The organism is Neisseria sp. Dent CA1/247, assembly GCF_022870825.1.
Taxonomy (GTDB): Bacteria; Pseudomonadota; Gammaproteobacteria; order Burkholderiales; family Neisseriaceae; genus Neisseria; species Neisseria zoodegmatis.
The window spans coordinates 266809-289168 of record NZ_CP091522.1; the positions used below are offsets into that span (position 1 = coordinate 266809).

Below are 22360 nucleotides of genomic sequence, written 5' to 3' on the forward strand. Positions count from 1 at the left end.
TCAGACGGCCTTATCAGTAAACCAGAGGGAGGGATACGGTTTTGTTGTCGCGGGCGGAGAGATAGGCGGCGATCAGCAATTCCAGCGATTTCAAACCTTCGCGGCCGTCCGTAATCGGTTCGGCTTCGCCGCGCATCACGTCAACCACGTTTTTGTAATAGAGCGGGTGGCCGAAACCGTAAACCGAGGTGGTTTCGTAGTTGGCGGTTTTGACTTGTTCGTCGTAATCGCGGGAATCGGCGAAATTCCATTCCTGAATTTCATTCACCGCCATGCCGCCGATGCGCACCGTGCCGGTTTCGCCCAGAATGGTAATCGAGCCTTCGAGGTTTTTCGGATAAGTGCACATGGTTACGGCCATCGAGCCGAGCGCACCGTTGCGCCAGCGGATGTTCATTACGCCGGTGTCTTCGGTTTCAATGTCGCGGTGGGTGGAAATCATCGCCTGTACGTCTTGTACCGGGCCGATCAGCCATTCCATCAAATCGACATAATGGCTGGCCTGATTCATAAACGCACCGCCGTCGAATTCCCATGTGCCGCGCCAACCGCCGCCTTGGTCGTAGTAAGACTGCGGGCGCGTCCAGAATACATTCAAATGCACCATGCAGATTTTGCCGAAGCGGTTTTCTTCGACGGCGCGTTTGAGCATCTGCAAAGTGGCGTTCAAGCGGTTTTGCTTCACCACAAACAGGCGTTTGCCGGCTTTGTCGGCCGCTTTCACCATGCGCTCGCCGTCGTGCAGGCGGGTGGCCATCGGTTTTTCGGTAACCACATGAAAACCCGCTTCCAAAGCCTGCACGGCTTGGTCGGGGTGCAGGCCGGAGGGCGTGGTGAGCACGATAATGTCGGCATCGGTGTCTGCCAGCATTTCCGTATAAGAAGCATAGCCTTTGGCACCCGTGCGCTCGACGGCAGCTTGCAGATTGGCGGGGTCGATGTCGCACACGCCGACGATTTCGCATTGGTCTTTCAAGGCTTCGAACGAACCGAAATGGTTGTTGGAAATACGGCCGCAGCCGACCAAAGCAAATTTGATTTTACGGTCTTTGATGGTTTCAAACATATTCAGACGGCCTCTTTATGCTTTGACGACGTTATCGGATTTGCCCAAATATTTGCCGCGTGTGTCGATAATCAATTTGGCGTGCTGTTTGAGCAAGTCGTAATCGAATTTATCGTGGTCGGTCGTCAGTACCACGCAGTCGAAACGGGCAATGTTTTCAGCGGTAAAAGCTTCGCTCTTCAAATCGAATGTGTGCTCGCGCATTTTCGGGAACACCGGCACATGCGGGTCGGTGTAAGCCACTTCCGCGCCCAAATCGCGCAGCAGTTCCATAATTTCTACCGAAGGGCTTTCGCGCATGTCGTCCACGTTTTTCTTGTAGGCAATGCCCAATACCAAGATTTTGCTGCCTTTGATCGAACGTTGGTGATCGTTGAGCGCCAGAGCGGTTTTGTTGACCACATATTCGGGCATGCCTGAATTGACTTCGCCGGCCAGCTCGATAAAGCGGGTGTTCACGCCGTATTCGCGGGCTTTCCAAGTTAAATAGAACGGATCGATGGGAATACAGTGGCCGCCCAAGCCCGGGCCGGGGTAGTAGGCAACGAAGCCGAACGGTTTGGTGGCGGCGGCGTTAATCACTTCGTGGATGTCGATGTCCATTTTGTCGGCCACGATTTTCATTTCGTTTACCAAGCCGATGTTGACGGCGCGGTGGATGTTTTCCAAGAGCTTGGTCAGCTCGGCTGCTTTGGTTGAGCTGACGGGAACCACTTTGTCGATGGCCGGTTGGTAAAGCGCGATACCCACTTCCAAACACGCGGGCGTATGGCCGCCGATCACTTTCGGAATGGTGCGGGTTTCAAAATCGGGATTGCCCGGGTCTTCGCGTTCCGGAGAGTAAACCAAGAATACGTTTTCGCCCACTTTCAGGCCGCCCTCTTCGATGCGGGGCAGCAGTTCCTCTTCGGTAGTGCCGGGATAAGTGGTGGATTCCAAAGACAATACCTGACCGGCGCGCAGATAAGGTTTGACCGCATCGGTGGTGTCGATGACGAAGCTCATATCCGGTTCGCGGTATTTGTTGAGCGGAGTAGGCACGCACAAAATCACCGCTTCCACTTCGCCGATGCGTGTGAAATCGGTGGTGGCCTCAAACAGGTTTTTACTTGCCGCAGCGATTTTTTCAGAAGGGATATGCTCGATGTAGCTTTGGCCTTTGTTGAGTTTCTCTACTTTTTCGGCATCAATGTCGAACCCCAATACTTTGAAGCCGATATCGACATAGCGCAGCATCAGCGGCAGGCCGACATAACCCAAACCGACAATACCGATTTTGGCAGATTTGTCGGCGAATTTTTGAATGGTGGTATTTTTCATGATGGCTCTCGTGGAATATAGGGAAGATAGAAGGAATTTTTAAACAGTCATTTATGTTGGTTTATTTAGACTCAGACCGATTCTCGGACAATCGGTTTCCTTATGGCGAAAGGGTGAGGGGCAAGTTTACAAAACGGCAACAAAACGAAGTATTGCGGTTTATGGAGTATGCAATGTGAGATATTGAGAAATGCGTTTGAAATAATGGATATTAGTGGTTAGGGAAGGAGGGAATTCCCTGAAAGAAGAATTACATAAAATTTATGCCTTGTGCACGCTTGAGCAGATCGGCATTCTTGGTGGAATGGTTGTCTGCAAAACCAAAGCAGATGACGTTTACAAAACTTTTCTCACAAATTTTAAGGTTTTTAGAAAAATTATCGAACGAATAATATTGTCGGGGAGGGGTTATTTCCGACGCAATACCCATTTGATGTCGTTGCCGATGGTTGTTAAAGAACTTGTGTACCAAGGGCTTTCGGAGTGCAAGGCGGCTGCGTTTTCAGGCATTTGAAACAATCCGCGAGCGTTGTTGCCCAAGATTTTCGGAGCTTGGTAGAGTACGATTTCATCTGCCAAATCTGCTTGCAGGAAAGCCGCTGCCAGTGTCGCTCCGGCCTCAACCATCACTTCGCCGAAGCCTTTTTCCGCCAGTTGTTTCAATAAATCATGCAAATCTATCCGCCCGTTGTTTTCAGACGGCCTAATGATATGGATATGCGGATATTGCGTGTAGGTCTGCAGGCGTTGTTTGTTATCTTCCAGCGTAGCGATGATGGTGGGGCTGCTGTTGTCTTGCACCAATTTACTCTCAAGCGGCATGTTCAGACGGCTGTCGAGTACCACTCGGGCGGGTTGGCGCAGGGTGGGGAAGTTGCGCACGTTGAGTTGGGGATTATCGGCCAGCACCGTACCGATACCGGTAATCACGGCACAACTTTCGGCACGGAGTATCTGTACGTCGGCTCGCGCTTCTTCGCCGGTAATCCATTGGCTGCGGCCGTCTGAAAGGGCGGTTTTACCGTCGAGGCCGGCGGCGCATTTCAAGCGTACAAACGGGCGGCCGCGTTCGATGCGGGAAAGAAAACCGCGGTTCAGTTCGCGCGCTTCTTGTTCGAGCAGGCCGCTTTGCGTGCGGATGCCTGCCGCTTCCAACATGGCCAAGCCTTTGCCTGCAACCGGAGGGTTGGGGTCGGTCATGGCGGCAACTACGCGCGATACGCCCGACTCAATCAATGCTTTGGCGCAGGGCGGCGTGCGGCCGTAGTGGCTGCACGGTTCGAGCGTTACATAAGCCGTTGCCCCTTGTGCCAGTGCGCCGGCTTGCCGCAAAGCATGTACTTCGGCGTGCGGTTCTCCGGCACGGACATGGAAGCCTTGTCCGACAATTTGGCTGTCGCGGGCAATGACACAGCCTACACGCGGATTGGGCGATGTTGAAAAACGCCCTTGCCATGCGAGGGCGAGGGCGTTTTGCATCATGTGTATATCGTTTGCGTCAAACATTTTTCAGACGGCCTTAAGCGTTAAACGTCCGCAAGATACGACGGTTTATTTAACCAAATTCACTTCTTTCAATACGGCAGCCAAAGATTCCGCAGAAGCGGTGGGGCTGCTGGCGCAGACGTTGTAGAGATTGGTTTCGTAAATCGAAATGCAGCTCTCGCGCAGCAGATTGCCTTGTTTGTCGTCTTGGGCAAAGCGGTAATTCATGCGGGTGTCGGTGGCGGCGCCGACTTGCACTTCGGTCAAACCTTGGGTGGATTCCAATGCTGCTTTCAAGTTGGAGAAATAGCTTTTGGCATCGGTTTTGGGTGTGCCGAGATTCACAACGTATAACGTGATATCGCTGTTGTTGTCGCGTTGGAGCAGCGTCAGCTCTTCCGCCGTAATACCTTCGGGAAGCGCATTGGGGTCTTGCGAAGCATCTTCAAAGCTGCTGCCTTGAATCACAACGCTTACTTTGCCGTCTTTGCCGGTGAGGGTTTGTAATTGTTTTTCGACGGCAGGGGCGGAAGCAGTTGCAGAGGAAGCAGGAACTGAAGTTTCAACTTGTTGGCTGCATGCGGCCAAGCCGATGGAGGTGATGGCAGCCAAAGCCAAAGTAAAAACAGATAATTTCATTGGTCAAATTCCGTATGTGTTAGCAAAAAATGATTCTAAGTATATCAAATTTTTAAGCCGTTAGCGGACAAGCCGGTAGGGTATCTTGCAAATATAGTTGAAATATTGGTTATTGTTGAAATATTGTTGCCACGGCAAAAGATGTCCTGCCATTCCTTTACTTTATCGATTCCGCTTTATCCGTTTCATCCGCCATAGTTTATGGTTTTCGAACTTGCAAAGATGCCTTCTGAAAGCAGGGTTTATTATCAGGGTAAAACAATGAAGTTTTTATTTGGTTTACTTTTATCATAGGTCAGGAAATAATGGCGATGATCAATCAGGAAATAACTATGGAGGATAAGCAGCTTATTTTATGAATGAAATAGCTCCGTCTTATTTTCCAGCATTTTCAGACGGCCTGAGTATGAAGGCCGTCTGAAAAAGGCAGACCTAATTTATAAAACGGCTAGGGTTGATTGGGAGAAGTCTTGCTGATGCTTCAGACAGTATTTGAACGGTTTCAAAAACGGTATGGGAAATACGGAAAGGAAATAGGTGGAAAATATGGATAAGAAGTGGTTGTATCTCGTAAGAGCCGTTTATATTTCGATTGGGGTATATCTTGCTGTATCGGTTATTGTTTTTCATGATACGGCGGCTCTCGGTTTGTTACTGTTGGGCGGGCTGCTTGCTTGGGTGGATATACATTGTTTCGAGAAAGCGGTTTTTTCAAAGATTATGGTCGGCAGCAGGCTGGAAAAAGCTTTTTTGATAGTGAAATATCTGCTTGTGTTCTTATTGTTGTCGCTTTTAACAGCCATGATTGCGGCGGAAGAAGTGAGAAATGAAACTTCGGCCGGTGTTTTGGCGGTTATTGCGGCTGCAATCGTCATGCTGCTTGTATATGTGTTTGTTGATTTCCGCAAGCGGAGGAATTATAGGCATTGATTGAAATGCGGACGGTTGTTTCGTTTGGGTGTAAATAGCAAGAGTTGCCGTTTCGTTATTTTCAGACGGCCTTTGTTTTGAGGCCGTCTGAAAATAATGTGTATCGGGAAAGTACCATTATTTAAGATTTTATTTAAGGTGTGCGTAAAGAGTATGTTCGGTCGAACGTGAGGAATGCGGCAGTATGGGTGATTCTTTTTTCCGCCCCGAAGTTTTAGTGGAGAAGAAGCAGCGTTGGACCGGCAAAGTGGTGTTGCGCTATCAGGCTTTCTCTTATCAGAAGTTCGGCCATGCCGAGAGCAGAATTGTTTCGGTGGCGAAAACGGCATTAGGAAAGCAGGAGTTGGCAGGCTTGGGCTTGATTTTTTCCAATCGGGCATTGGTAAACGAGCCTGCTTATTTGGTGAAGTTAAAGCCGGTCAAGCAAACGGTTAAGGCATACGGGGAAGAAAAGCCGCTGCAAATCGGCATGGTGTTGGAGGCAGATATTCTGCACGAGCGTAAAAAACTTGACGAGTGGGTGTTGGAGCCGCTGTACAGTATTTCGGGCAAGTGGCATTAAGGTATTTGGCATATTCGAGACAGGAAAGAAGAGGCGGTAAATGAATAACTGGCGGCAATTTTTTTTATTTGTTTTCCTTATGTTTGTCTTGATGCGCTTGCAATATTACATTGCCGACCGTTTTTTATCGGACTGGCTCGCGGCGCATTCTATTGATGACAGTTGGGTGCGTAGCTGTGTTTTTACATGGTCGATGCTGATTGCTTATCATGCGGTAAAGCGCACGGCGAAATGGAAATGGCTGGCGTAGTGTGCCGATGCTGAGCATGAGGCCGTCTGAACATTTCAGACGGCATTCAAAGCATATTTCGAGATGGCGTTGGAGAAGTGATGAATAACTGGCGGCAATTTTTTTTATTTGTTTTTCTAACTTTTATATTTAGGCATTTGCAACATTATGTAGTCAACCGTTTTTTATGGGATTGGTTTACTGCACATTCCATTGATGCTGGGTTGGTAAAAAGCTATATTTTTTGGTGGTCGGTAGCGTTGGCTTATTTTGCGGTAAAGCGTACCGCAAAATGGAAATGGCTGGCATAGTGTAGCGATGCGGTGTATGGGGCCGTCTGAACATTTCAGACGGCATTCAAAGCATATTTCGCGATGGGCGTTGGAGAAGTTATGAATAATTGGCGGCAATTTTTTTTATTTGTTTTCCTTATGTTTATCTTGATGCGCTTGCAATATTACATTGCCGACCGTTTTTTATCGGATTGGTTCGCGGCGCATTCCATTGATGCCATCTGGGTGGAAAGCTTTGTTTTTTCATGGTCGATGGGGCTGGCTTATTATATGGTAAAGCGCACAGCAAAATGGAAGTGGCTGACGTAGCGGGACGATATTTCGGCAATAAGGCCGTCTGAAAATTTCAGACGGCCTTATTAGGTGTATTTAGGTGTATTTCGAGGCGGGGCGCTATGGATTATTGAAACCGTTTGTCTTTCGGTTTCAATAAAAGGCTGCCGGTGGTGCTGCAAACCGAGGTGGCTGAATGAAGGTTGGCATATTTGGCAGCTGTTTTGGGTTATCACGGCTGCCAAACCGATTTGAGAACGCTGCGGCAGAAGTATCCGTTATCGCGCAAAGGGACAAACCTTGCCCATATTGTGCGCTTGGCCCATGATTTGAACCTGACATCCCGAGACCTTTGCAAACCCCTCATCTGCGGCGCATTTCTGCGTTGTGCGCTGCTCGCTCGTTTGCCTATCTTATGATATGTCTGCACTTGCTGTGCTGCTACGTCTTAAACTGCATCCGCATCTGAGGGGGTTGCAAAGGTCTCATCCCGTGCTTTACGTTTGGACATGGATGAATTAAGTCGCTTGAAGCTGCCGGCCGTTTGGACATAAACAATGAAAAAGCAATAAATGAAAATTTGAAAGAGCTTAAAATTGCCAAAATTATGGTGGCCCATAGAAAAGAAACAATTAAATCGGCAGATAGAATCTTGAATATGATGCCAACTAAGCCGGCCGGGGATTTATCGGCGATTCCACATTAGCCGTATTTCCAAAAGTAGGATTTCCGTGGTCAATAAAGTGAATTTTGTTGCGGAATACAAAGGAAACGATTGTATAAACTTCATAAAGCGCTGGAGTCAATCTAATCTCGTACTGCTTGCTTTGTCTGTGGTTTTTTCTTTATTTCATATCAAAAATAAAGTTACTTACCTTCTTTCGGAAGCGTGGCGATGGCTTGTGTGAACTCGGATACGTCGTTGAAACTTTTGTAAACGGAGGCAAAGCGCACATAGGCTACTTGGTCGATTTTAGCCAGCTCTTCCATGGCCATTTCGCCGACGAGTTGGGACGACACTTCTTTGTGCCCGAGGCTGTATAAGCGTTGTTCGATTAATGCAACGGTATCGTCGATGGTTTCGGCGTCAATCGGGCGTTTGTGCAGGGCGCGTTCCAGGCTGGTGCGCAGTTTGTGGGGATTGAATGGTACGCGTGCGCCTGTGCTTTTGATGATTTGCGGCATCCGCATCTCTACGGTTTCAAATGTACCGAAACGCTGCCCGCATGAAAGGCAACGGCGGCGGCGGCGGATGCTGTTGGTTTCTTCCAAAAGCCGCGAGTCGGTCACTTGGGTGTTAGGGTGATGGCAGAAAGGGCATTTCATCGAAAATAAGGGTGTGTTGTGAAGGTGCTGAATTGTTTATTGTAGCGTAAATAAGTGGACGCTGGGCAGAAAACAGAAGCTGATGGGAGTGATTGCGAATGTGCTTGTGATTTTGGTTGCGTATTTTCCTGCTGAGGTTTGGGGGTGAATGTTTTGTGCTAATGTTTGAGGTAGATTCCGTTAGTGGAAATATAGATATTGGTGATGAAAAGCCAATGAAAAACCCGTGTATGGTTTCATACACGGGTTTCGGTGTTTGGGGTGGCTGATGGGGCTCGAACCCACGACAACCGGAATCACAATCCGGGGCTCTACCAACTGAGCTACAGCCACCGCAATAAAAACTTGGCACGCCCGACAGGAATCGAACCTGTAACCGCCCGCTTAGAAGGCGGGTGCTCTATCCGGTTGAGCTACGGGCGCGTTGCGGTTTCGCGCCTGAATATATCGGGCTACTCGCAGGAAACTGAAAACTGGTCGGGGCGGTGGGATTCGAACTCACGACCCCCTGTTCCCAAAACAGGTGCGCTAACCAGACTGCGCTACGCCCCGACGAGAAAGCCGAACTATACCGACAGTCTGTTTATCCGTCAAGCCTCTGTGTGAGGGAAATTGGGCGTATGTGTCTATCTAATTCATTTCTTTTGGAAAAGAAATCGGGTGGGGTGTTGCGGTTAATTGTCTGCTGCGTGCCACGGTTTTTGTGCGCCGGCGTGGAATGAGGGTTTTTCGCCGCCCCACAGGGTGTCGATGTCGTAGAAGTCGCGTACGGCGGGCAGCATAACGTGTACGACTAAGTCGCCGGCATCTACCAGCGCCCATTCTCCGCTGTCTTGGCCTTCGCTGCCGATGATTTCGAAGCCGGCTTCTTTTAAGTCGACGGCTACGTTGTTGGCGAGGGCTTTGACTTGGCGGTTGCTGTCGCCGCTGGCGATGATCATGCGGGCGAACAGTGAGGTTTTTTCTTGGGTTTCGAGGACGACGATATCTTTGCCTTTGATGTCTTCTAGGGCGTTGACGGCGATGTCGACCATTTTTTGCAGGTCTTGCAGTTCTTGTTCGTTCATAGGTTTTCCTGTTTTAAGGTGTTTCAGACGGCCTGTGGCGGTTGTCTGATTGTTATGGGGGTCGATAAAGGGGGAAGGTTAACGGTAAAGGTGGTTTCGGGCAATGTAATTTTCGACGCGGGGGTCGATGAGGCCGCTGACCGGTTCGCCGTTGCGGATGCGGCGGCGGATTTCGGTGGAGCTGATGTTGTACATGGGGGTTTGCAGCAGGTGCAGGCTGCCGTTTTGCAGGGCGCTGCCTATCCAGCCGTGCAGTTCGCGCGGGGCTTGGGCGATGTTGTCGCCTTCACGGGCGGCGACGGCGATGTGGGTTTGGTTGACGAGGGTTTGCCATTTTTTCCAAGTGTGGAGCTGGAGCAGGCTGTCGCTGCCGAGCAGCCACCAGAGTTGTGCGGATGGAAATTGCTGGCGGAAAATCTGTACGGTATCGAAGGTGTAGGTGGCGCCTTCTCTGATGATGTCGCAGTCGCTGGCGGCAAAGCGCGGGTCGTCGCTGATGGCCAGTTCGGTCATGGCGAGGCGGTGTTGGGCGTCGGTGCGGGTTTGTTCTTCTTTTTTGTGGTAGGGGTTGCCTGCGGGTAGGAAGACGACCATGTCGAGCGCTAGTTCGTCGGCGAAGGCGCGGGCGATGTGGATGTGTCCGTTGTGGATAGGGTCGAAGGTGCCGCCGAAAAGTCCTATTTTTTTCATGTGTTTGAGGCCGTCTGAAAGGTTAGGGTTTGATGGGGCATTCGTTTTTGCCGTTGACGACGACGGTCAGTTTGCCGGTGGTGGGGTGGATAACCATGCCGTGCACGGCGACGTTTTCGGGCATGAGGGGGTGGCGGCGGATGATGCCGACGGTGTGGCGTACGCTCTCTTCTACGTTGTCGAAGCCGGTAAGCCAGTTGTCGAGGTCGATGCCGGCGTTGCGCAGGGTGGTGATGCGGTCGTCGGGAATGCCTTGGTCGTGGGCGCTTTTTAGGAATTTCTCGGGGCTGAGGCCGCGCATACCGCAGTCGTGGTGGGCGATGACCATGATTTCTTTGACTTTTAGTTCGAATACGGCAACGAGCAGGCTGCGCATGACGGAACCCCACGGGTGGGTAACGAGTGCGCCGGCGTTTTTAATGAGCTTGGCGTCGCCGTTTTTTAGGCCCATGGCGCGGGGGAGCAGCTCGACCATGCGGGCGTCCATGCACGATAGGATGGCGAGTTGGCGTTCGGGGAATTTGTTGGTGAAAAATCGGGCGTATTCGCCTGATTCTACAAAATTTTCGTTGAAGCTCAGTATGTTGTCTAATTCGCTCATGTCTGCTTTGGTTTTTGGGTTTGTTTGGCGGTCATTATAACGGTTTCGTGCGGCGAAGTGGGAACAGGCCGTCTGAAAGCTTATTAACGCTGTTTCAGACGGCCTGTGGGTGATGTGCTTAGTATTCTTCGGTAAAACCGGGGAATTTTTGTCCGTCTAATAGTAGTTCGAGGTCGGCGCCGATGAGGGCTCCGTCGATCACTTTCCAGATCAACTGCAAAACCTGTACGCTGTCGTAGCCGTGGATTTGGAAGTTGATGTCTTTTCCTGCGCCGACGATGCGGTAGGGGCAGATCCATTCTTCTTCGTGTAATTGCTCGGGTTTGCCGATGAAAATATCGACTTTTTCTCCCGGTCGGCCTACTACTTCGAATGAGCGGCGGGCGATGGCGGTGTCTGAAGTCAGTTTGTGTGTCATGGTGTTTTGTCCGGCAAAGGGGCGGAATGCGGCGAGGCCGTCTGAAAGCAAACTTGGCGGGCTTTGTTTTCAGACGGCCTGTGGTGTTGATTTAGTCTTTGGAATCTTCGTATTTGCGTTCGGTTTCGTGAACGTGGTCGAAGTCGGTTAGCGCGTCGTTGACGGTTTGTTCGATCGGGTTGATGCCAGACTGCTCGCGTACGACGGCTTTTTCGCGTTCGCTCAAGGGCGGGTTGACGGCGAGGGCGTCTTCTTCGCGCTTGCGTTCGGCTTCTTCAAAGCTTTCGTAGGGCTGGGGTTTGATTTTGCTGAAGTCGATGTCGTTGTCGTGTTGTGACATGTGTGCCTCCTTTGTGTGGTTATGTAGTCGTTTGAATGGATTGGGTTTTTGGCCTGTTGATATGATGCGCCATTTCGAGGGCGGTGTCCACGGCGGCGAGCAGGCTGCCGGATGCGGCTTTGCCTGTGCCGGCCAGATCGAGGGCGGTGCCGTGGTCGACCGAGGTGCGGATGAAGGGCAGCCCCAAGGTGATGTTGACGCCTTCGCCGAAACCTGCGTATTTCAATACGGGCAGCCCTTGGTCGTGATACATGGCGAGCACGGCGTCGGCGTCTTTCAGGATAAAGGGTTGGAACAGGGTGTCGGCGGGGAAGGGGCCGCGCACGTTCAGCCCTTGCTGTTGCAGTGTTTCGAGCGCGGGAATGATGGTGTCGATTTCTTCGCGGCCGAGATGTCCGCCTTCGCCTGCGTGGGGGTTCAGCCCGGCAACGAGGATGCGGGGCGAGGGCAGGCCGAATTTGGTTTGCAGGTCGCGGTGCAGGATAGGTAATACGGACTCAAGCAGCGGCCGGGTAATTTGGGCGGCAACGTCTTTCAGCGGCAGGTGTGTGGTAGCAAGGGCAACACGCAGCCCGCCGCCGGCCAGCATCATGACGACTTGCGGGGTGTGGCTTTTTTCGGCGAGGTATTCGGTGTGGCCGCTGAAGGGTACGCCGGCATCGTTGATCACGCCTTTGTGCAGCGGTGCGGTAACCATGCCTGCAAACGTGCCGTCGCAGATGCCGTTGTAGGCGGTGTCGAGCAGTTCGAGCACATAGGCGGCGTTGTCGGTATTCAGACGGCCTGCTTCGCACGGGGCGCGCAGGGGAATGTGCCAAACATCGAGCGTGCCGCGCTCGGGCGGAACGCCTGTTTGGTAGTCGCGCAGATGGATGTGTTTGCCGAGCTGTCGGGCGCGTTGTTGCAGCAGGTGTTTGTCGCCCAGTATGACGCAGTGGCAGCGGGTGTCTGCTTCGGCTAAGTCCAAACAGATGTCGGGGCCGATGCCTGCGGGTTCGCCACTGGTTACGGCCAATACGGGAAGGGTCATGGGGTGCTCCGCTGGTGTTGCTGCTGAAAAATGGGCAGCAGCCGGTAGTGATGGATGGTTGCCCGAGGTGCGGGCGGGCTGTTATTAGAGCGTGTTCTGTACGGCGGATCAATAAGGCTGAGACCTTTGCAAAACCCGCATCTGCGGCGCATGTCTGCGTTGTGCGCTGCTCGCTCGTTTGCCTATCGTGTGATATGTCTGCACTCGCTGCGCTGCTACGCCTTGAACTGCATCCACATCTGCAGGTTTTGCAAAGGTCTCAGGCCGTCTGAAAAGTGTTTTTCAGAGGGCCTCTTGCCTTTATACGACGATGGCGCCTAAGGAATCGGTGGGTTTAAATGCGGCCAGCACGCCTTCGATGATGCCGAGGACGGTGGGGATGAATGTCCAGCTGAGCAGGAAATAGATGATGCCCATCCACACGCGGCCGGCGCAGAATTTGTGGACGCCGAAGGTGCCGAAAAGCAAGGCCATGGCGACATACAGGGCTTTGTTGCAGGTGTGCGGATAAGATGCGGCGTAGGATACGGGTGCGTTCATTGAGTTTTCCTTTTTATCTTTATCGCCAATAAACTTTATTTCTGCTCCGGCGTTGCTGCTTCGGATCGGGAAAATCATTTTACTGGCTGTGTTGTTGTTGGTAACGGCGTTTAAATGGTGCGAATTGGCTTAAGTTAAAGATGTATTTGGTAAAAACAGGCAAACGTGAGGCCGTCTGAAAAATGTTTTCAGACGGCCTCGCCTTTTTATATATAAGTAGGAACGGTAAACGCTGAAACTCAAGCGCTGCGGGTTTCGGCCAGCCATTTCGTCAGGCCGTGGTTTTCGTCCAGCAAACCGTAGCGCGAAAACGCATCGAGCGTGGCGAGCATGGCGTCGTTCATCATCAGGCCGTCGCACATGGCGGCGGTGAGGTCGGCGGGGTTCATCAGTTTGAACTCGGCCACTTCGCCGTCTTGGTTTTCGGGGCGGGTTTCAGACGGCAGGATTACGTCGAAAATGTGCAGCAGTTCGTTGTGCAGTCCGCGCGACACGGGGCGGACGCTCAAACGGCGGTTTTGGCAGACGAGGTTTTGCAGCAGTGCAGCACCCAGCCCGGCTTCTTCGCCGCCCTCGCGCATCATGGCTTGGCGCACGCTCTCGCCGCTGGCAATGCCGCCGCCGACGAGGTTGTCGAGCTTGTTGGGGTCAACCGCTTTATACGGGCTGCGGCGGCCTATCCAAAACATCCATTCGCCTTCGTGCAGGGTTAAACCGTTGATGTGGACGGCGTGGCTCATCAGCCCCAACGGTCTAAACGCCGCCCGCTCCAGCGCAAACAGCGGCTTGCCTTCTGCATCTTCGACATCGAATTTTTCATTCCGCCAGCCGCCGAGCACACCGAGCTGGTGCCAGCTTTGGGTCATGTGTTGCAGGCTGTCGCCCATCGTCAGCCAGTTGTCGGTATAAAGATGAAAACCATCGGGCTTGGTTTCGCTGCGTTCCGGCCAATCCTGCTGCACGCGCTGAAGCCAAGCGCCGTTCAGACGGCCCAGCTTCACGCCGTTCAACCACAAAGGCTGCCATGTGTCGGCTTGCGGGTTGAAATGGGTTTGCAGGCGGGATAGCAAACGGCCGTGTTCGGTTTCGCTCAGGCGGCGGGTAAATCGGGGGCGGGTAGTCATAGCGTTTTCCGTGGCAGACGATGGGCGGATTATATCAGGACAAGCGCGTAAAAAACTTTGACCTTACTACGTGCAAAGCCCGTATTTCCGCAGCAAACGAAAGATGCGGTGCGGTGCTTGGTGCCGGAGTCAAACAGCTAGCCATGCCCTGAATCAATATGGCTTACGCATTTTTTGACTGCGTGTCCGGCCATAGGTTTCATGCGCTTCGGGTGGCGCATGAGGCCGTCTGAAATGCCGTGCGGGCGGATGAATCCAAATTGCTTTACAATACAGGCTTTTTCAATTCAGCATTTTCCGCTTGCGATGAACGAACAAACCCCACAGCCTGCCGTCGGCGACGATTATCTGCTGCTCGGCCAATATGCCGAACGCGCCTATCTCGAATACGCCATGAGCGTGGTCAAAGGCCGCGCCCTGCCCGAAGTTTCAGACGGCCAAAAGCCCGTACAGCGGCGGATTCTCTACGCCATGCGCGACATGGGGCTGACGCACGGTGCCAAGCCCGTGAAATCCGCCCGCGTGGTGGGGGAAATTCTCGGTAAATACCATCCGCACGGCGATGCTTCGGCCTATGATGCCATGGTGCGCATGGCGCAAGACTTTACCCTGCGCTATCCCCTAATCGACGGCATCGGCAACTTCGGCTCGCGCGACGGCGACGGCGCGGCGGCGATGCGTTACACCGAAGCGCGGCTCACACCGATTGCCGAGCTGCTGCTTTCCGAAATCAATATGGGCACGGTGGATTTCGTGCCGAACTACGACGGCGTGTTTGAAGAGCCGGTGCATCTGCCCGCCCGCCTACCGATGGTGCTGCTCAACGGCGCATCGGGCATTGCCGTCGGTTTGGCTACCGAAATCCCGTCGCACAACCTGACCGAAGTTACCCAAGCGGCCATCGCCCTCTTGAAAAAACCGTCGCTGGAAACGGCCGACCTGATGCAGTATATTCCCGCGCCCGATTTTGCCGGCGGCGGGCAAATCATCACTTCCGCCGCCGATTTGCAGCAGATTTACGAAACCGGCAAAGGCAGCGTGCGCGTGCGTGCGCGTTACGAAATCGAAAAACTGGCGCGCGGGCAATGGCGCATCATCGTAACCGAGCTGCCGCCCAACACCAGCGCGCAGAAAATCCTCGCCGAGATCGAAGAGCAAACCAATCCCAAGCCCAAGTCCGGTAAGAAAAACCTCACGCAAGACCAGCAAAACACCAAAGCGCTGATGTTGTCGCTGCTGGAAAAAGTGCGCGACGAAAGCGACGGCGAATCGCCCGTGCGTTTGGTGTTCGAGCCGAAATCCAGCCGTATCGAACCGGAAAACTTCATCAATACGCTGATGGCGCAAACCGGTTTGGAAGGCAATGTGCCGATGAACTTGGTGATGATGGGCTTGGACAACCGCCCCGCGCAGAAAAACCTCAAAACCATTTTGCAGGAATGGCTGGATTTCCGCGTGATTACCGTTACACGCCGTCTGAAATTCCGCCTCGCCCAAGTGGAAAAACGCATCCACATCCTCGACGGACGCATGATCGCTTTTCTGCATATCGACGAAGTGATTAAAGTCATCCGCGAATCCGACGAACCCAAACCCGACCTGATGGCGGCGTTCGGCCTCACCGAAATCCAAGCCGAAGACATTCTCGAAATCCGCCTGCGCCAACTGGCCCGCTTGGAAGGTTTCAAGCTCGAAAAAGAATTGAACGAACTGCGTGAAGAAGAAGGCCGTCTGAAAATCCTGCTGGGCGACGAAAACGAAAAACGCAAACTCATCATCAAAGAAATGCAGGCCGACATGAAGCAGTTCGGCGACGAACGCCGCACTTTGGTCGAAGAAGCCAGCCGCGCCACCCTCACGCAAACCACCGCCGACGAGCCGGTTACGCTGATATTGTCAAACAAAGGCTGGATGCGCAGCCGCTCCGGCCACAACGTCGATTTAAGTCAAACCACTTTCAAAGAAGGCGACGGGCTGAAACAGGTAATCGAAGGCCGTACCGTGTGGCCGGTAGTAGTGCTGGACTCGCACGGCCGTACCTACACGCTGGATGCGGCGGAAATCCCGGGCGGCCGCGGCGACGGCGTACCCGTAGCCTCGCTCATCGAACTGCAAAACGGTGCCGAAGTCGTCGCCATGATGACCGGCCTGCCCGAACAGCATTATTTATTGAGCAACAGCGGCGGCTACGGTTTTATCGCCAAACTCGGCGATATGGTCAGCCGCATCAAAGCAGGCAAAGTCGTGATGACGCTCAAAGCCGGAGAGCGAACCCTGCCGCCGGTCAGCATCTATGCCGTTTCGCTCATCAACCCCGACTGCAAAGTGCTGCTGGCCACCGACGAGCCGCGCCTGCTGGCGTTTACCATCGGCGAATTGGAAGTGATGGCCAAAGGCCGCGGCCTGCAATTAATCAGCCTTTCAGACGGCATCAAGCTCGAACATGTCGCCGTTACCTCGTCGCCCGAATTTGTGGCCGAAAGCGTCGGCAAACGCGGTGCAACCCACAAAGAACGCCTGCGGATTCAAGATATAAACAACAAACGGGGCAGAAAAGGCAAAGTTTTAGAGATTTCAGGCCGTCTGAAAAGATTATCCGGCGCAGATTCGGTATAATTACATGAGATGTAAATATACTAAGGCAACTATATTGCATGGGAGTACCGCCTGCCGGGGCTGGCGGTAAGCGATTCAAGTTGCCGGCATAACAACACAAACCCACCCGCCCAAAACAAAAATATCCAAGGCCCGACATTACATGAGTGTAAACAGATTATTCGTTAAGCAGGATTGGGAAACACTCAACGAACGCATACCCGGCTTAATCAATATTGCCCGGATTGCCATCGTCCTTTCCCTCTTGGTTTTTCACTTATTCAGCTTTTCCACCGGTGGCGAAACCGCCAAAAGCATGTTTCCCACCGTTGAGTTTTACAGCTGGATAACCGTGTACGGCCTCCTGATTCTGCTGACGATTTTCAAACCCGACTGGCAGCTCCAGACGCTTGAACTGCCCAACGCCAGCGCCGTGGTCGACATTACCATGGTGATGGTGCTCACCTATATCACAGGCGGCATAGAATCCGGTTTCGGCATTCTGGTGCTGCCTTTTATCGCAACCTCCTGCCTGCTCAGTCATGGCCGCTATCCCATGCTGTATGCCGGTTATGCGATGATGCTGATTGTTTTGAATATGTTTTTCGCAGGGCAGGTGCAGTTCCGCCCGTTGGAGTGGGACGGCCGCATTGTTGTATCCGGCGCGCTGCTGTCGGGCGCGTGTTTTCTGGTGGCGGCGTTAACCGCTTTTTCCGCCACTTATCTGCAAGCCGCCACCGAATCCGCCACTAAACACCAATTGGCCTACCGCCGCGTGAGCGGCCTTAACCGCGTGGTGCTCAACCGCGTACAGGAAGCCGTGATTGTCATCGACGCCAGCCAGCGCGTTTGGCTGTTTAACCGCCAAGCCAAAACCTATTTCCCCGGCTTGGAAGTGGACAAGCAGGAAACCGTGTTCGGCGAATTGGTGGCACGCTGGCAATACCAGCCCGATAAAAACTTTGAAACCGACATCCATATTTTCCAGCACTCCATGCATGTGCGTGCCGTGCCGGTGATTCAGGAAAAAACCGAGCTGCTGATGCTGTTTGTGCGCTCGTTGCGCGAAGTGGCAGCGGAAGCGTTGGCCACCAAGCTGGCTTCTTTAGGCCAGCTTACCGCCAATCTGGCGCATGAAATCCGCAACCCCATGTCGGCCATCCGTCATGCCAGCGATTTGCTGCAAGACGAAGACGGCAACGACCCCACCAAAGCCAAGCTGCACAACATCATCGACACCAACATCCAGCGCATAGACAAAATGCTGGAAGACGTTTCCCTGATCAACAAGCGCGACAGCCTGCGCCGCGAGCCGGTCAACCTGATGAAGTTCTGGCTCGAATTCAAACAGGAATTTACGCTAAACAACCCCGATTCCGTCGGCTGCATCCGCATGAATATGGACGGCAGCAACCTGAGCGTGTTGGTCGATCCCATGCACTTGCAGCAAATCATGTGGAACCTGTGTAACAACGCTTGGCGGCACAGCCGTCAAGACCACCATGCCATTACCGTGCTGATGAAATCGAGCGGGCGTATGCACATTTCCATTGTGGTTGCCGACAACGGCACCGGCGTCCCCCCCGACGTGCGCAACCATTTGTTTGAGCCTTTTTATACCACCGAAAAACAGGGTACGGGCTTGGGGCTGTATGTTGCCCGCGAATTGGCGCATGCCAATATGGGGCAGCTGCACTACCACCCTGAAATGAACGGCTTCGAACTGATTTTACCGAGAGAAAGCGATGAGCAACCATAACCTGCAAGATCCCGTATTGGTCGTGGACGACGAGGCCGACATCCGCGACTTGATGGAAATGACCCTGATGAAGATGGGTTTGCGCGTTCAGACGGCCGTGGGTGTAGAAGATGCCAAAGACAAGCTCGACAACGAAGACTATTCGCTGGTGTTGACCGACATGCGTATGCCCGACGGTTCGGGTTTGGAAGTGGTCCAATACATCAATGAATTGGCCTTGGATACGCCCGTGGCAGTGATTACCGCTTTCGGCAATGCCGATCAGGCCGTAGAAGCTTTGCGGGCGGGGGCGTTTGATTACCTGCAAAAACCGATTACCCTGTCGCAGCTCCGCTCTTTGGTGAAGTCGGCGGTAAAAGTCAGCGAACCGGTTGAAGACTTGCGTGCTGCGCCGGTACGCTCCGAACCGCCCCCGCCGGAGGTGGTTGCCCGTCCGGTTCCGGCAAAACCGTTTATGCCCAATCCTGCCATGACGCCGCCGCAGCGCATGATGCCCGCGTCTTTTCCGAATCAGTCTCTGCCGCGTAAAAGCGGCTCTGCGCTGACCCGTTCGGCGGGTGTGCCGGAAGGCTTGCGTTCTTTGAAAGAGCGTTTTTCCAGCGGTGAATTAACGGCGCGGATTTTGCCGGATTCCGGTAAAGAGTTGGGCGGAGAGTCCGACATGCCGCGCCTGCTCGGTATGTCGCCCCAAATGATCGAAGTGCGCCATTTGATCCGCCGTTTGGCCAAAAGCGTCGTGCCGGTTTACATCGCAGGTGAATCGGGTACGGGTAAAGAGCAGGCGGCGCGCACCATACACGAACTGTCTGACCGTGCTGACAAGCCTTTTATCGCCGTCAACTGCGGCGCGATTCCCGAAAACCTGATGGAAAGCGAATTTTTCGGTTATAAAAAAGGCAGCTTTACCGGTGCCGACAGCGACCGCTTGGGCTTCTTCCAACATGCCGACGGCGGCACGCTGTTCCTCGACGAAGTGGCCGACCTGCCGCTGGCGATGCAGGTAAAACTGCTGCGTGCCATCCAAGAAAAAGCCGTGCGCCGCATCGGCGATGCCCGAGAAACATATGTGGACGTGCGCATCATTTGCGCCACGCATAAAAATCTCGAGCATTTGGTGGACGCGGGATCGTTCCGACAAGACTTATATTACCGCTTGAACGTGGTGTCGCTGAGCATGCCGCCGTTGCGCGAAATGCGCGAAGACTTGGGCGGACTTATCATGCACCTGCTGCACAAACACTGCACGGGCAACGAGAATTACAAACTCAGCCCCAAAGCCCAAGAAGCATTGCTGCATTACAGCTATCCGGGCAATTTCCGTGAGTTGGAAAACATTTTGGAACGCGCCGTCGCCCTGACGGTAGGGCAGGTGATCCAGCTGGACGACCTGCAAATCCACACCGGCACTACCCCGCAATTTCAGGCAGGCAAACTCGAGCAGCAGCATCTTCACGATACGGAAGACGAAGTTTCAGACGGCCTGCAACTGAGCGGCGGCTTGCCCGATTTTGTGCCCGGCAAAATGCAGATACAGGATTATCTCGACCAAATCGAGCGCGAAATCATCGAGCAGGCTTTGAAGCAGACGCGTTACAACCGCACGCAGGCCGCCAAGCTCTTGGGCATCAGCTTCCGCTCCATGAGATACCGCATGGAACGCTTAGATATCCACTGATTTTTCAGACGGCCCGGGTGTTTCCGTCCGCAATCATGAAGCCTGAAGAAAAGGCTTGAAAGGGCAGATGGTTTTCTGCCCTTTCAAGCACAAGCCGTACAAAAATCAGCCAAACAGTTTGCCGTGATTGATATTCCCAGAGGCCGTCTGAAAAAAATTGAAACCATGACCTACGTTTATCTCGACGCATCCTCCACCGAATCCGCCCGCGAATTAATCGGCCGTTTCAATCTGCCCGTATGCAGCCAACCGCCCGAGCAAGGAGAATATCTGCTGGCCGATTCAGACGGCCTCTCTTTATGCCGTGCCGGAGAAAAAGGCAAGGTTCGCGTCGATTTCGCAGGCGGCGCGGCACAATACCGCCGAACCAAAGGCGGGGGCGAACTGATCGGCAAGGCGGTCAACCACACCGCGCACCCCACCGTTTGGGACGGCACGGGCGGCTTGGGGCGCGATGCCTTCGTGCTGGCTGCGCTCGGTTTGCAGGTAAATGTGTTTGAGCAGAATCCCGCCGTTGCCTGCCTGCTTTCAGACGGCCTCATGCGTGCATCCGCTTCCGAAGATGCAGAAGTAGCCCAAACCGCCGCCCGCATTACCCTGCATGTAGGCGATACTTGCGCCTTGCTGCCCCGCTTCGCCGACGAGCAAGGCCGCCCCGATGTCGTGTATCTCGACCCGATGTATCCCGAAAGGCAAAAATCCGCCGCCGTGAAAAAAGAAATGGCCTATTTTCACGGCTTGGTCGGCGGGGCGCAAAACGAAGCCGGATTGCTCTCTGCCGCCCGCCGCGTTGCCAAAAAGCGCGTCGTAGTCAAACGTCCGCGGTTGGGCGAATTTCTAAACGGCGAAAAGCCCGCCTACCAATACACGGGCAAAAGCACGCGTTTCGATGTGTATCTGCCTTTCGAACCCGTGGCCGACTAAGGTTGTCCGAAAGCACGTTTTCAGACGGCCTCACTATTCAAGCGCAGCAGATAAATCTTTAAATATATAAAAATCAATTAATTGACAAACGGATATGAACAAACGCTTACCACCCAAACTACAAAAAGTCCAACAACAGCTCAACCACATTTCCGCCTCTTTCTTACAATACATGGCCGCCGGAGATTATCGCAGCGCGCTGACCGAAGCCCTGAAAGCGCACAAGCTGATTCCGCAGTCGGTTGCGCCGTTGAGCGACGCGGCCACCGCAGCAGTGAAAGGCGGCTTTTGGCAGGAAGGCATCACTTACGCCCGAAAAGCCCTGCAACGCGACCCGAACCATATCAATTCATTAGATGCGCTGGCTCATGCCTACGGCAGCCTGCAAGACTGGGAAAACTGCCGCACCTACGGTTTGCAGGCACTTACCCTCCGCCACCGCAGCATCACCGCGCGGCCTGCGCTGCCAGATGTCGAAATCAAACCAAACGGTAAAAAAATCATCGCTTTTTCATTGTTCGGCAGCAGCCCCGAATATATCGAACCTGCCGTGATGAATACCGAGCTGGCCGGGCAGATTTATCCCGGCTGGGTGTGCCGTTTCTATATCGACGGCAGCGTACCGGCCGATGCCGTGCAGCGTTTGCAGGCAAACGGCGCGGAAATCGTGCGGGTAGATGCGGCGGCAGAGCAGTGGCCGGGTACGATGTGGCGGTTTCTTGCCATGGATGACCCCGAAGCGTCGCGCATTATTTTCCGGGATGCGGATTCGGTGATTTCGCAGCGGGAAGCGCGCGCCGTTGCCGAGTGGGAGGCGGGCGGAAAGCTGTTTCACACCCTGCGCGATGCCGGTACGCATACCGAATTGATGATGGCGGGCTTATGGGGCGCCGTCGCAGGCAGCGTGCCGGAAATGCGCGCAAAAATAGAAGCTTATGTGAGCAAACCTTTGGAATCACGCCATTTTGCCGACCAATTTTTTCTGCGTGAACAGGTATGGCCGTATGCCTGCCAAAGCTTGTCGGCGCATGACCGTATTTTTGGGTTTGCCGACGCACGGCCGTTTCCCGATACCGAAGCCTTTGACTACGAACATTTTCATGTGGGCTGCAACGAAGGCAACAGCCATTTTCAGGCGGCCTTTGACCTGCCCGACGGTAGCCGCGTCTGCTGGCGTTTGTTCAGCCGCATTTCGCCCTTGCTCAACCGCGATTATTCGCACAACCTGCTGCCCCAAGAGCGGCTGGTGTGCGCTTATGAAACCACCGTTCAAAACGGCAAAATCAGCGGCATGATCCCGCGGCGTTATTCAAAAGGCTTTTCAGACGGCCTGTCTAAGATTACGGTGGCGGCTGTGGATGCCTGATCTTGAGGTTGTGAGTGAGGCCGTCTGAAAAATCAGCTGAAACCCGCACAAGTCTTAATTAAGACCAAAGCGGTTCGGCCATAAACAAAAAGCACTTTCTCAACAGCG

Annotated in this window: 21 protein-coding genes, 3 tRNA genes and 4 pseudogenes; 12 read left to right on the forward strand and 16 right to left on the reverse strand. The window is 53.4% G+C overall.

Features of this window, described 5'->3' with window-relative positions; all coding sequences use genetic code 11:
- Positions 1–13: 13 nt before the first annotated feature.
- The 4 genes from LVJ85_RS01170 to LVJ85_RS01185 all read right to left on the reverse strand — a co-directional run bounded on the left by LVJ85_RS01170 (position 14) and on the right by LVJ85_RS01185 (position 4510).
- Positions 14–1066 carry a Gfo/Idh/MocA family protein gene (locus LVJ85_RS01170; RefSeq protein WP_244740747.1) on the reverse strand — a complete coding sequence of 351 codons (1053 nt, stop codon included), beginning with the start codon at positions 1064–1066 and terminating at the stop codon, positions 14–16.
- Between the two features lie 15 nt (positions 1067–1081).
- Positions 1082–2386, reverse strand: coding sequence for a nucleotide sugar dehydrogenase (locus LVJ85_RS01175; protein WP_244740749.1), 1305 nt, complete (start codon positions 2384–2386; stop codon positions 1082–1084).
- Positions 2387–2794: 408 nt separating this feature from the next.
- Positions 2795–3892 (reverse strand): bifunctional diaminohydroxyphosphoribosylaminopyrimidine deaminase/5-amino-6-(5-phosphoribosylamino)uracil reductase RibD, encoded by a 1098-nt coding sequence (gene ribD, locus LVJ85_RS01180; protein ID WP_244740751.1) that lies wholly within the window; start codon positions 3890–3892, stop codon positions 2795–2797.
- Positions 3893–3937: 45 nt separating this feature from the next.
- On the reverse strand, positions 3938–4510 hold the full coding sequence (locus tag LVJ85_RS01185; protein ID WP_244740754.1) for a cytochrome C: 573 nt from the start codon (positions 4508–4510) through the stop codon (positions 3938–3940).
- Between the two features lie 537 nt (positions 4511–5047).
- Between LVJ85_RS01185 and LVJ85_RS01190 the strand changes: the two genes are divergently transcribed.
- The 6 genes and pseudogenes from LVJ85_RS01190 to LVJ85_RS01215 all read left to right on the forward strand — a co-directional run bounded on the left by LVJ85_RS01190 (position 5048) and on the right by LVJ85_RS01215 (position 7319).
- Positions 5048–5440 (forward strand): hypothetical protein, encoded by a 393-nt coding sequence (locus LVJ85_RS01190; protein WP_244740756.1) that lies wholly within the window; start codon positions 5048–5050, stop codon positions 5438–5440.
- 244 nt (positions 5441–5684) lie between these two features.
- Positions 5685–6002 (forward strand): annotated as a pseudogene (locus tag LVJ85_RS01195) (hemolysin D); the annotation flags it as partial.
- A gap of 40 nt (positions 6003–6042) precedes the next feature.
- Positions 6043–6252, forward strand: coding sequence for a hypothetical protein (locus LVJ85_RS01200; protein ID WP_244740758.1), 210 nt, complete (start codon positions 6043–6045; stop codon positions 6250–6252).
- A gap of 353 nt (positions 6253–6605) precedes the next feature.
- Positions 6606–6833 carry a hypothetical protein gene (locus LVJ85_RS01205; protein WP_244740760.1) on the forward strand — a complete coding sequence of 76 codons (228 nt, stop codon included), beginning with the start codon at positions 6606–6608 and terminating at the stop codon, positions 6831–6833.
- A 104-nt stretch (positions 6834–6937) separates the two neighbouring features.
- Positions 6938–7150, forward strand: a pseudogene (locus LVJ85_RS01210) (cysteine peptidase family C39 domain-containing protein); the annotation flags it as partial.
- Positions 7150–7319 (forward strand): annotated as a pseudogene (locus tag LVJ85_RS01215) (lipoprotein signal peptidase). The pseudogenes LVJ85_RS01210 and LVJ85_RS01215, both read left to right, overlap by 1 nt.
- A gap of 345 nt (positions 7320–7664) precedes the next feature.
- Here LVJ85_RS01215 and nrdR read toward each other — a convergent pair.
- The 10 genes from nrdR to pdxA form a co-directional block, all read right to left on the reverse strand.
- On the reverse strand, positions 7665–8123 hold the full coding sequence (gene nrdR, locus LVJ85_RS01220) for a transcriptional regulator NrdR (protein WP_244740763.1): 459 nt from the start codon (positions 8121–8123) through the stop codon (positions 7665–7667).
- A gap of 257 nt (positions 8124–8380) precedes the next feature.
- Positions 8381–8456 (reverse strand) — tRNA-His (locus LVJ85_RS01225).
- Positions 8457–8469: 13 nt separating this feature from the next.
- A tRNA-Arg gene (locus LVJ85_RS01230) sits at positions 8470–8546 on the reverse strand.
- Between the two features lie 51 nt (positions 8547–8597).
- Positions 8598–8675, reverse strand: a tRNA-Pro gene (locus tag LVJ85_RS01235).
- 122 nt (positions 8676–8797) lie between these two features.
- A complete protein-coding gene (rsfS, locus tag LVJ85_RS01240; protein WP_085364151.1) occupies positions 8798–9190 on the reverse strand; it encodes a ribosome silencing factor in 393 nt (130 codons plus the stop codon).
- Positions 9191–9268: 78 nt separating this feature from the next.
- The gene (gene nadD / locus LVJ85_RS01245) at positions 9269–9880 is read right to left on the reverse strand and encodes a nicotinate-nucleotide adenylyltransferase (RefSeq protein ID WP_244740765.1); all 612 of its coding nucleotides are present in this window, start codon (positions 9878–9880) and stop codon (positions 9269–9271) included.
- Positions 9881–9902: 22 nt separating this feature from the next.
- Positions 9903–10481: a carbonic anhydrase gene (locus LVJ85_RS01250; RefSeq protein WP_085364149.1), complete on the reverse strand. Its 579-nt coding sequence runs from the start codon at positions 10479–10481 to the stop codon at positions 9903–9905.
- Positions 10482–10599: 118 nt separating this feature from the next.
- Positions 10600–10899: a hypothetical protein gene (locus tag LVJ85_RS01255; protein WP_085364189.1), complete on the reverse strand. Its 300-nt coding sequence runs from the start codon at positions 10897–10899 to the stop codon at positions 10600–10602.
- Positions 10900–10990: 91 nt separating this feature from the next.
- Entirely contained in the window at positions 10991–11239 is a 249-nt protein-coding gene (locus LVJ85_RS01260) for a cytochrome-c oxidase (RefSeq protein WP_244740768.1), read from the reverse strand.
- A 19-nt stretch (positions 11240–11258) separates the two neighbouring features.
- A complete protein-coding gene (gene pdxA / locus LVJ85_RS01265; RefSeq protein ID WP_244740770.1) occupies positions 11259–12269 on the reverse strand; it encodes a 4-hydroxythreonine-4-phosphate dehydrogenase PdxA in 1011 nt (336 codons plus the stop codon).
- A gap of 126 nt (positions 12270–12395) precedes the next feature.
- On the opposite strand from pdxA, the pseudogene LVJ85_RS01270 reads away from it, so the two are divergent.
- A pseudogene (locus tag LVJ85_RS01270) lies at positions 12396–12541 on the forward strand (lipoprotein signal peptidase).
- Between the two features lie 28 nt (positions 12542–12569).
- Here the strand turns inward: LVJ85_RS01270 and LVJ85_RS01275 are convergent.
- The gene (locus tag LVJ85_RS01275; RefSeq protein ID WP_085364146.1) at positions 12570–12809 is read right to left on the reverse strand and encodes a TM2 domain-containing protein; all 240 of its coding nucleotides are present in this window, start codon (positions 12807–12809) and stop codon (positions 12570–12572) included.
- 239 nt (positions 12810–13048) lie between these two features.
- The gene (locus LVJ85_RS01280) at positions 13049–13933 is read right to left on the reverse strand and encodes a DUF4743 domain-containing protein (protein WP_244740774.1); all 885 of its coding nucleotides are present in this window, start codon (positions 13931–13933) and stop codon (positions 13049–13051) included.
- 306 nt (positions 13934–14239) lie between these two features.
- On the opposite strand from LVJ85_RS01280, the gene parC reads away from it, so the two are divergent.
- The 5 genes from parC (at position 14240) to LVJ85_RS01305 (ending at position 22252) form a co-directional block, all read left to right on the forward strand.
- Complete coding sequence (gene parC, locus LVJ85_RS01285) at positions 14240–16549, forward strand: DNA topoisomerase IV subunit A (RefSeq protein ID WP_244740777.1); 2310 nt, start codon at positions 14240–14242, stop codon at positions 16547–16549.
- Positions 16550–16691: 142 nt separating this feature from the next.
- Positions 16692–18287, forward strand: a complete 1596-nt coding sequence (locus LVJ85_RS01290) for a nitrogen regulation protein NR(II) (protein ID WP_244740780.1) — start codon at positions 16692–16694, stop codon at positions 18285–18287.
- Positions 18274–19962 carry a sigma-54 dependent transcriptional regulator gene (locus LVJ85_RS01295; protein ID WP_244740783.1) on the forward strand — a complete coding sequence of 563 codons (1689 nt, stop codon included), beginning with the start codon at positions 18274–18276 and terminating at the stop codon, positions 19960–19962. Before LVJ85_RS01290 ends, LVJ85_RS01295 begins: the two co-directional genes overlap by 14 nt.
- A 165-nt stretch (positions 19963–20127) precedes the next feature.
- On the forward strand, positions 20128–20886 hold the full coding sequence (locus LVJ85_RS01300; protein WP_244742926.1) for a class I SAM-dependent methyltransferase: 759 nt from the start codon (positions 20128–20130) through the stop codon (positions 20884–20886).
- Positions 20887–20980: 94 nt separating this feature from the next.
- Positions 20981–22252 carry a hypothetical protein gene (locus LVJ85_RS01305; RefSeq protein WP_244740786.1) on the forward strand — a complete coding sequence of 424 codons (1272 nt, stop codon included), beginning with the start codon at positions 20981–20983 and terminating at the stop codon, positions 22250–22252.
- The last annotated feature ends 108 nt before the right edge of the window (positions 22253–22360 follow it).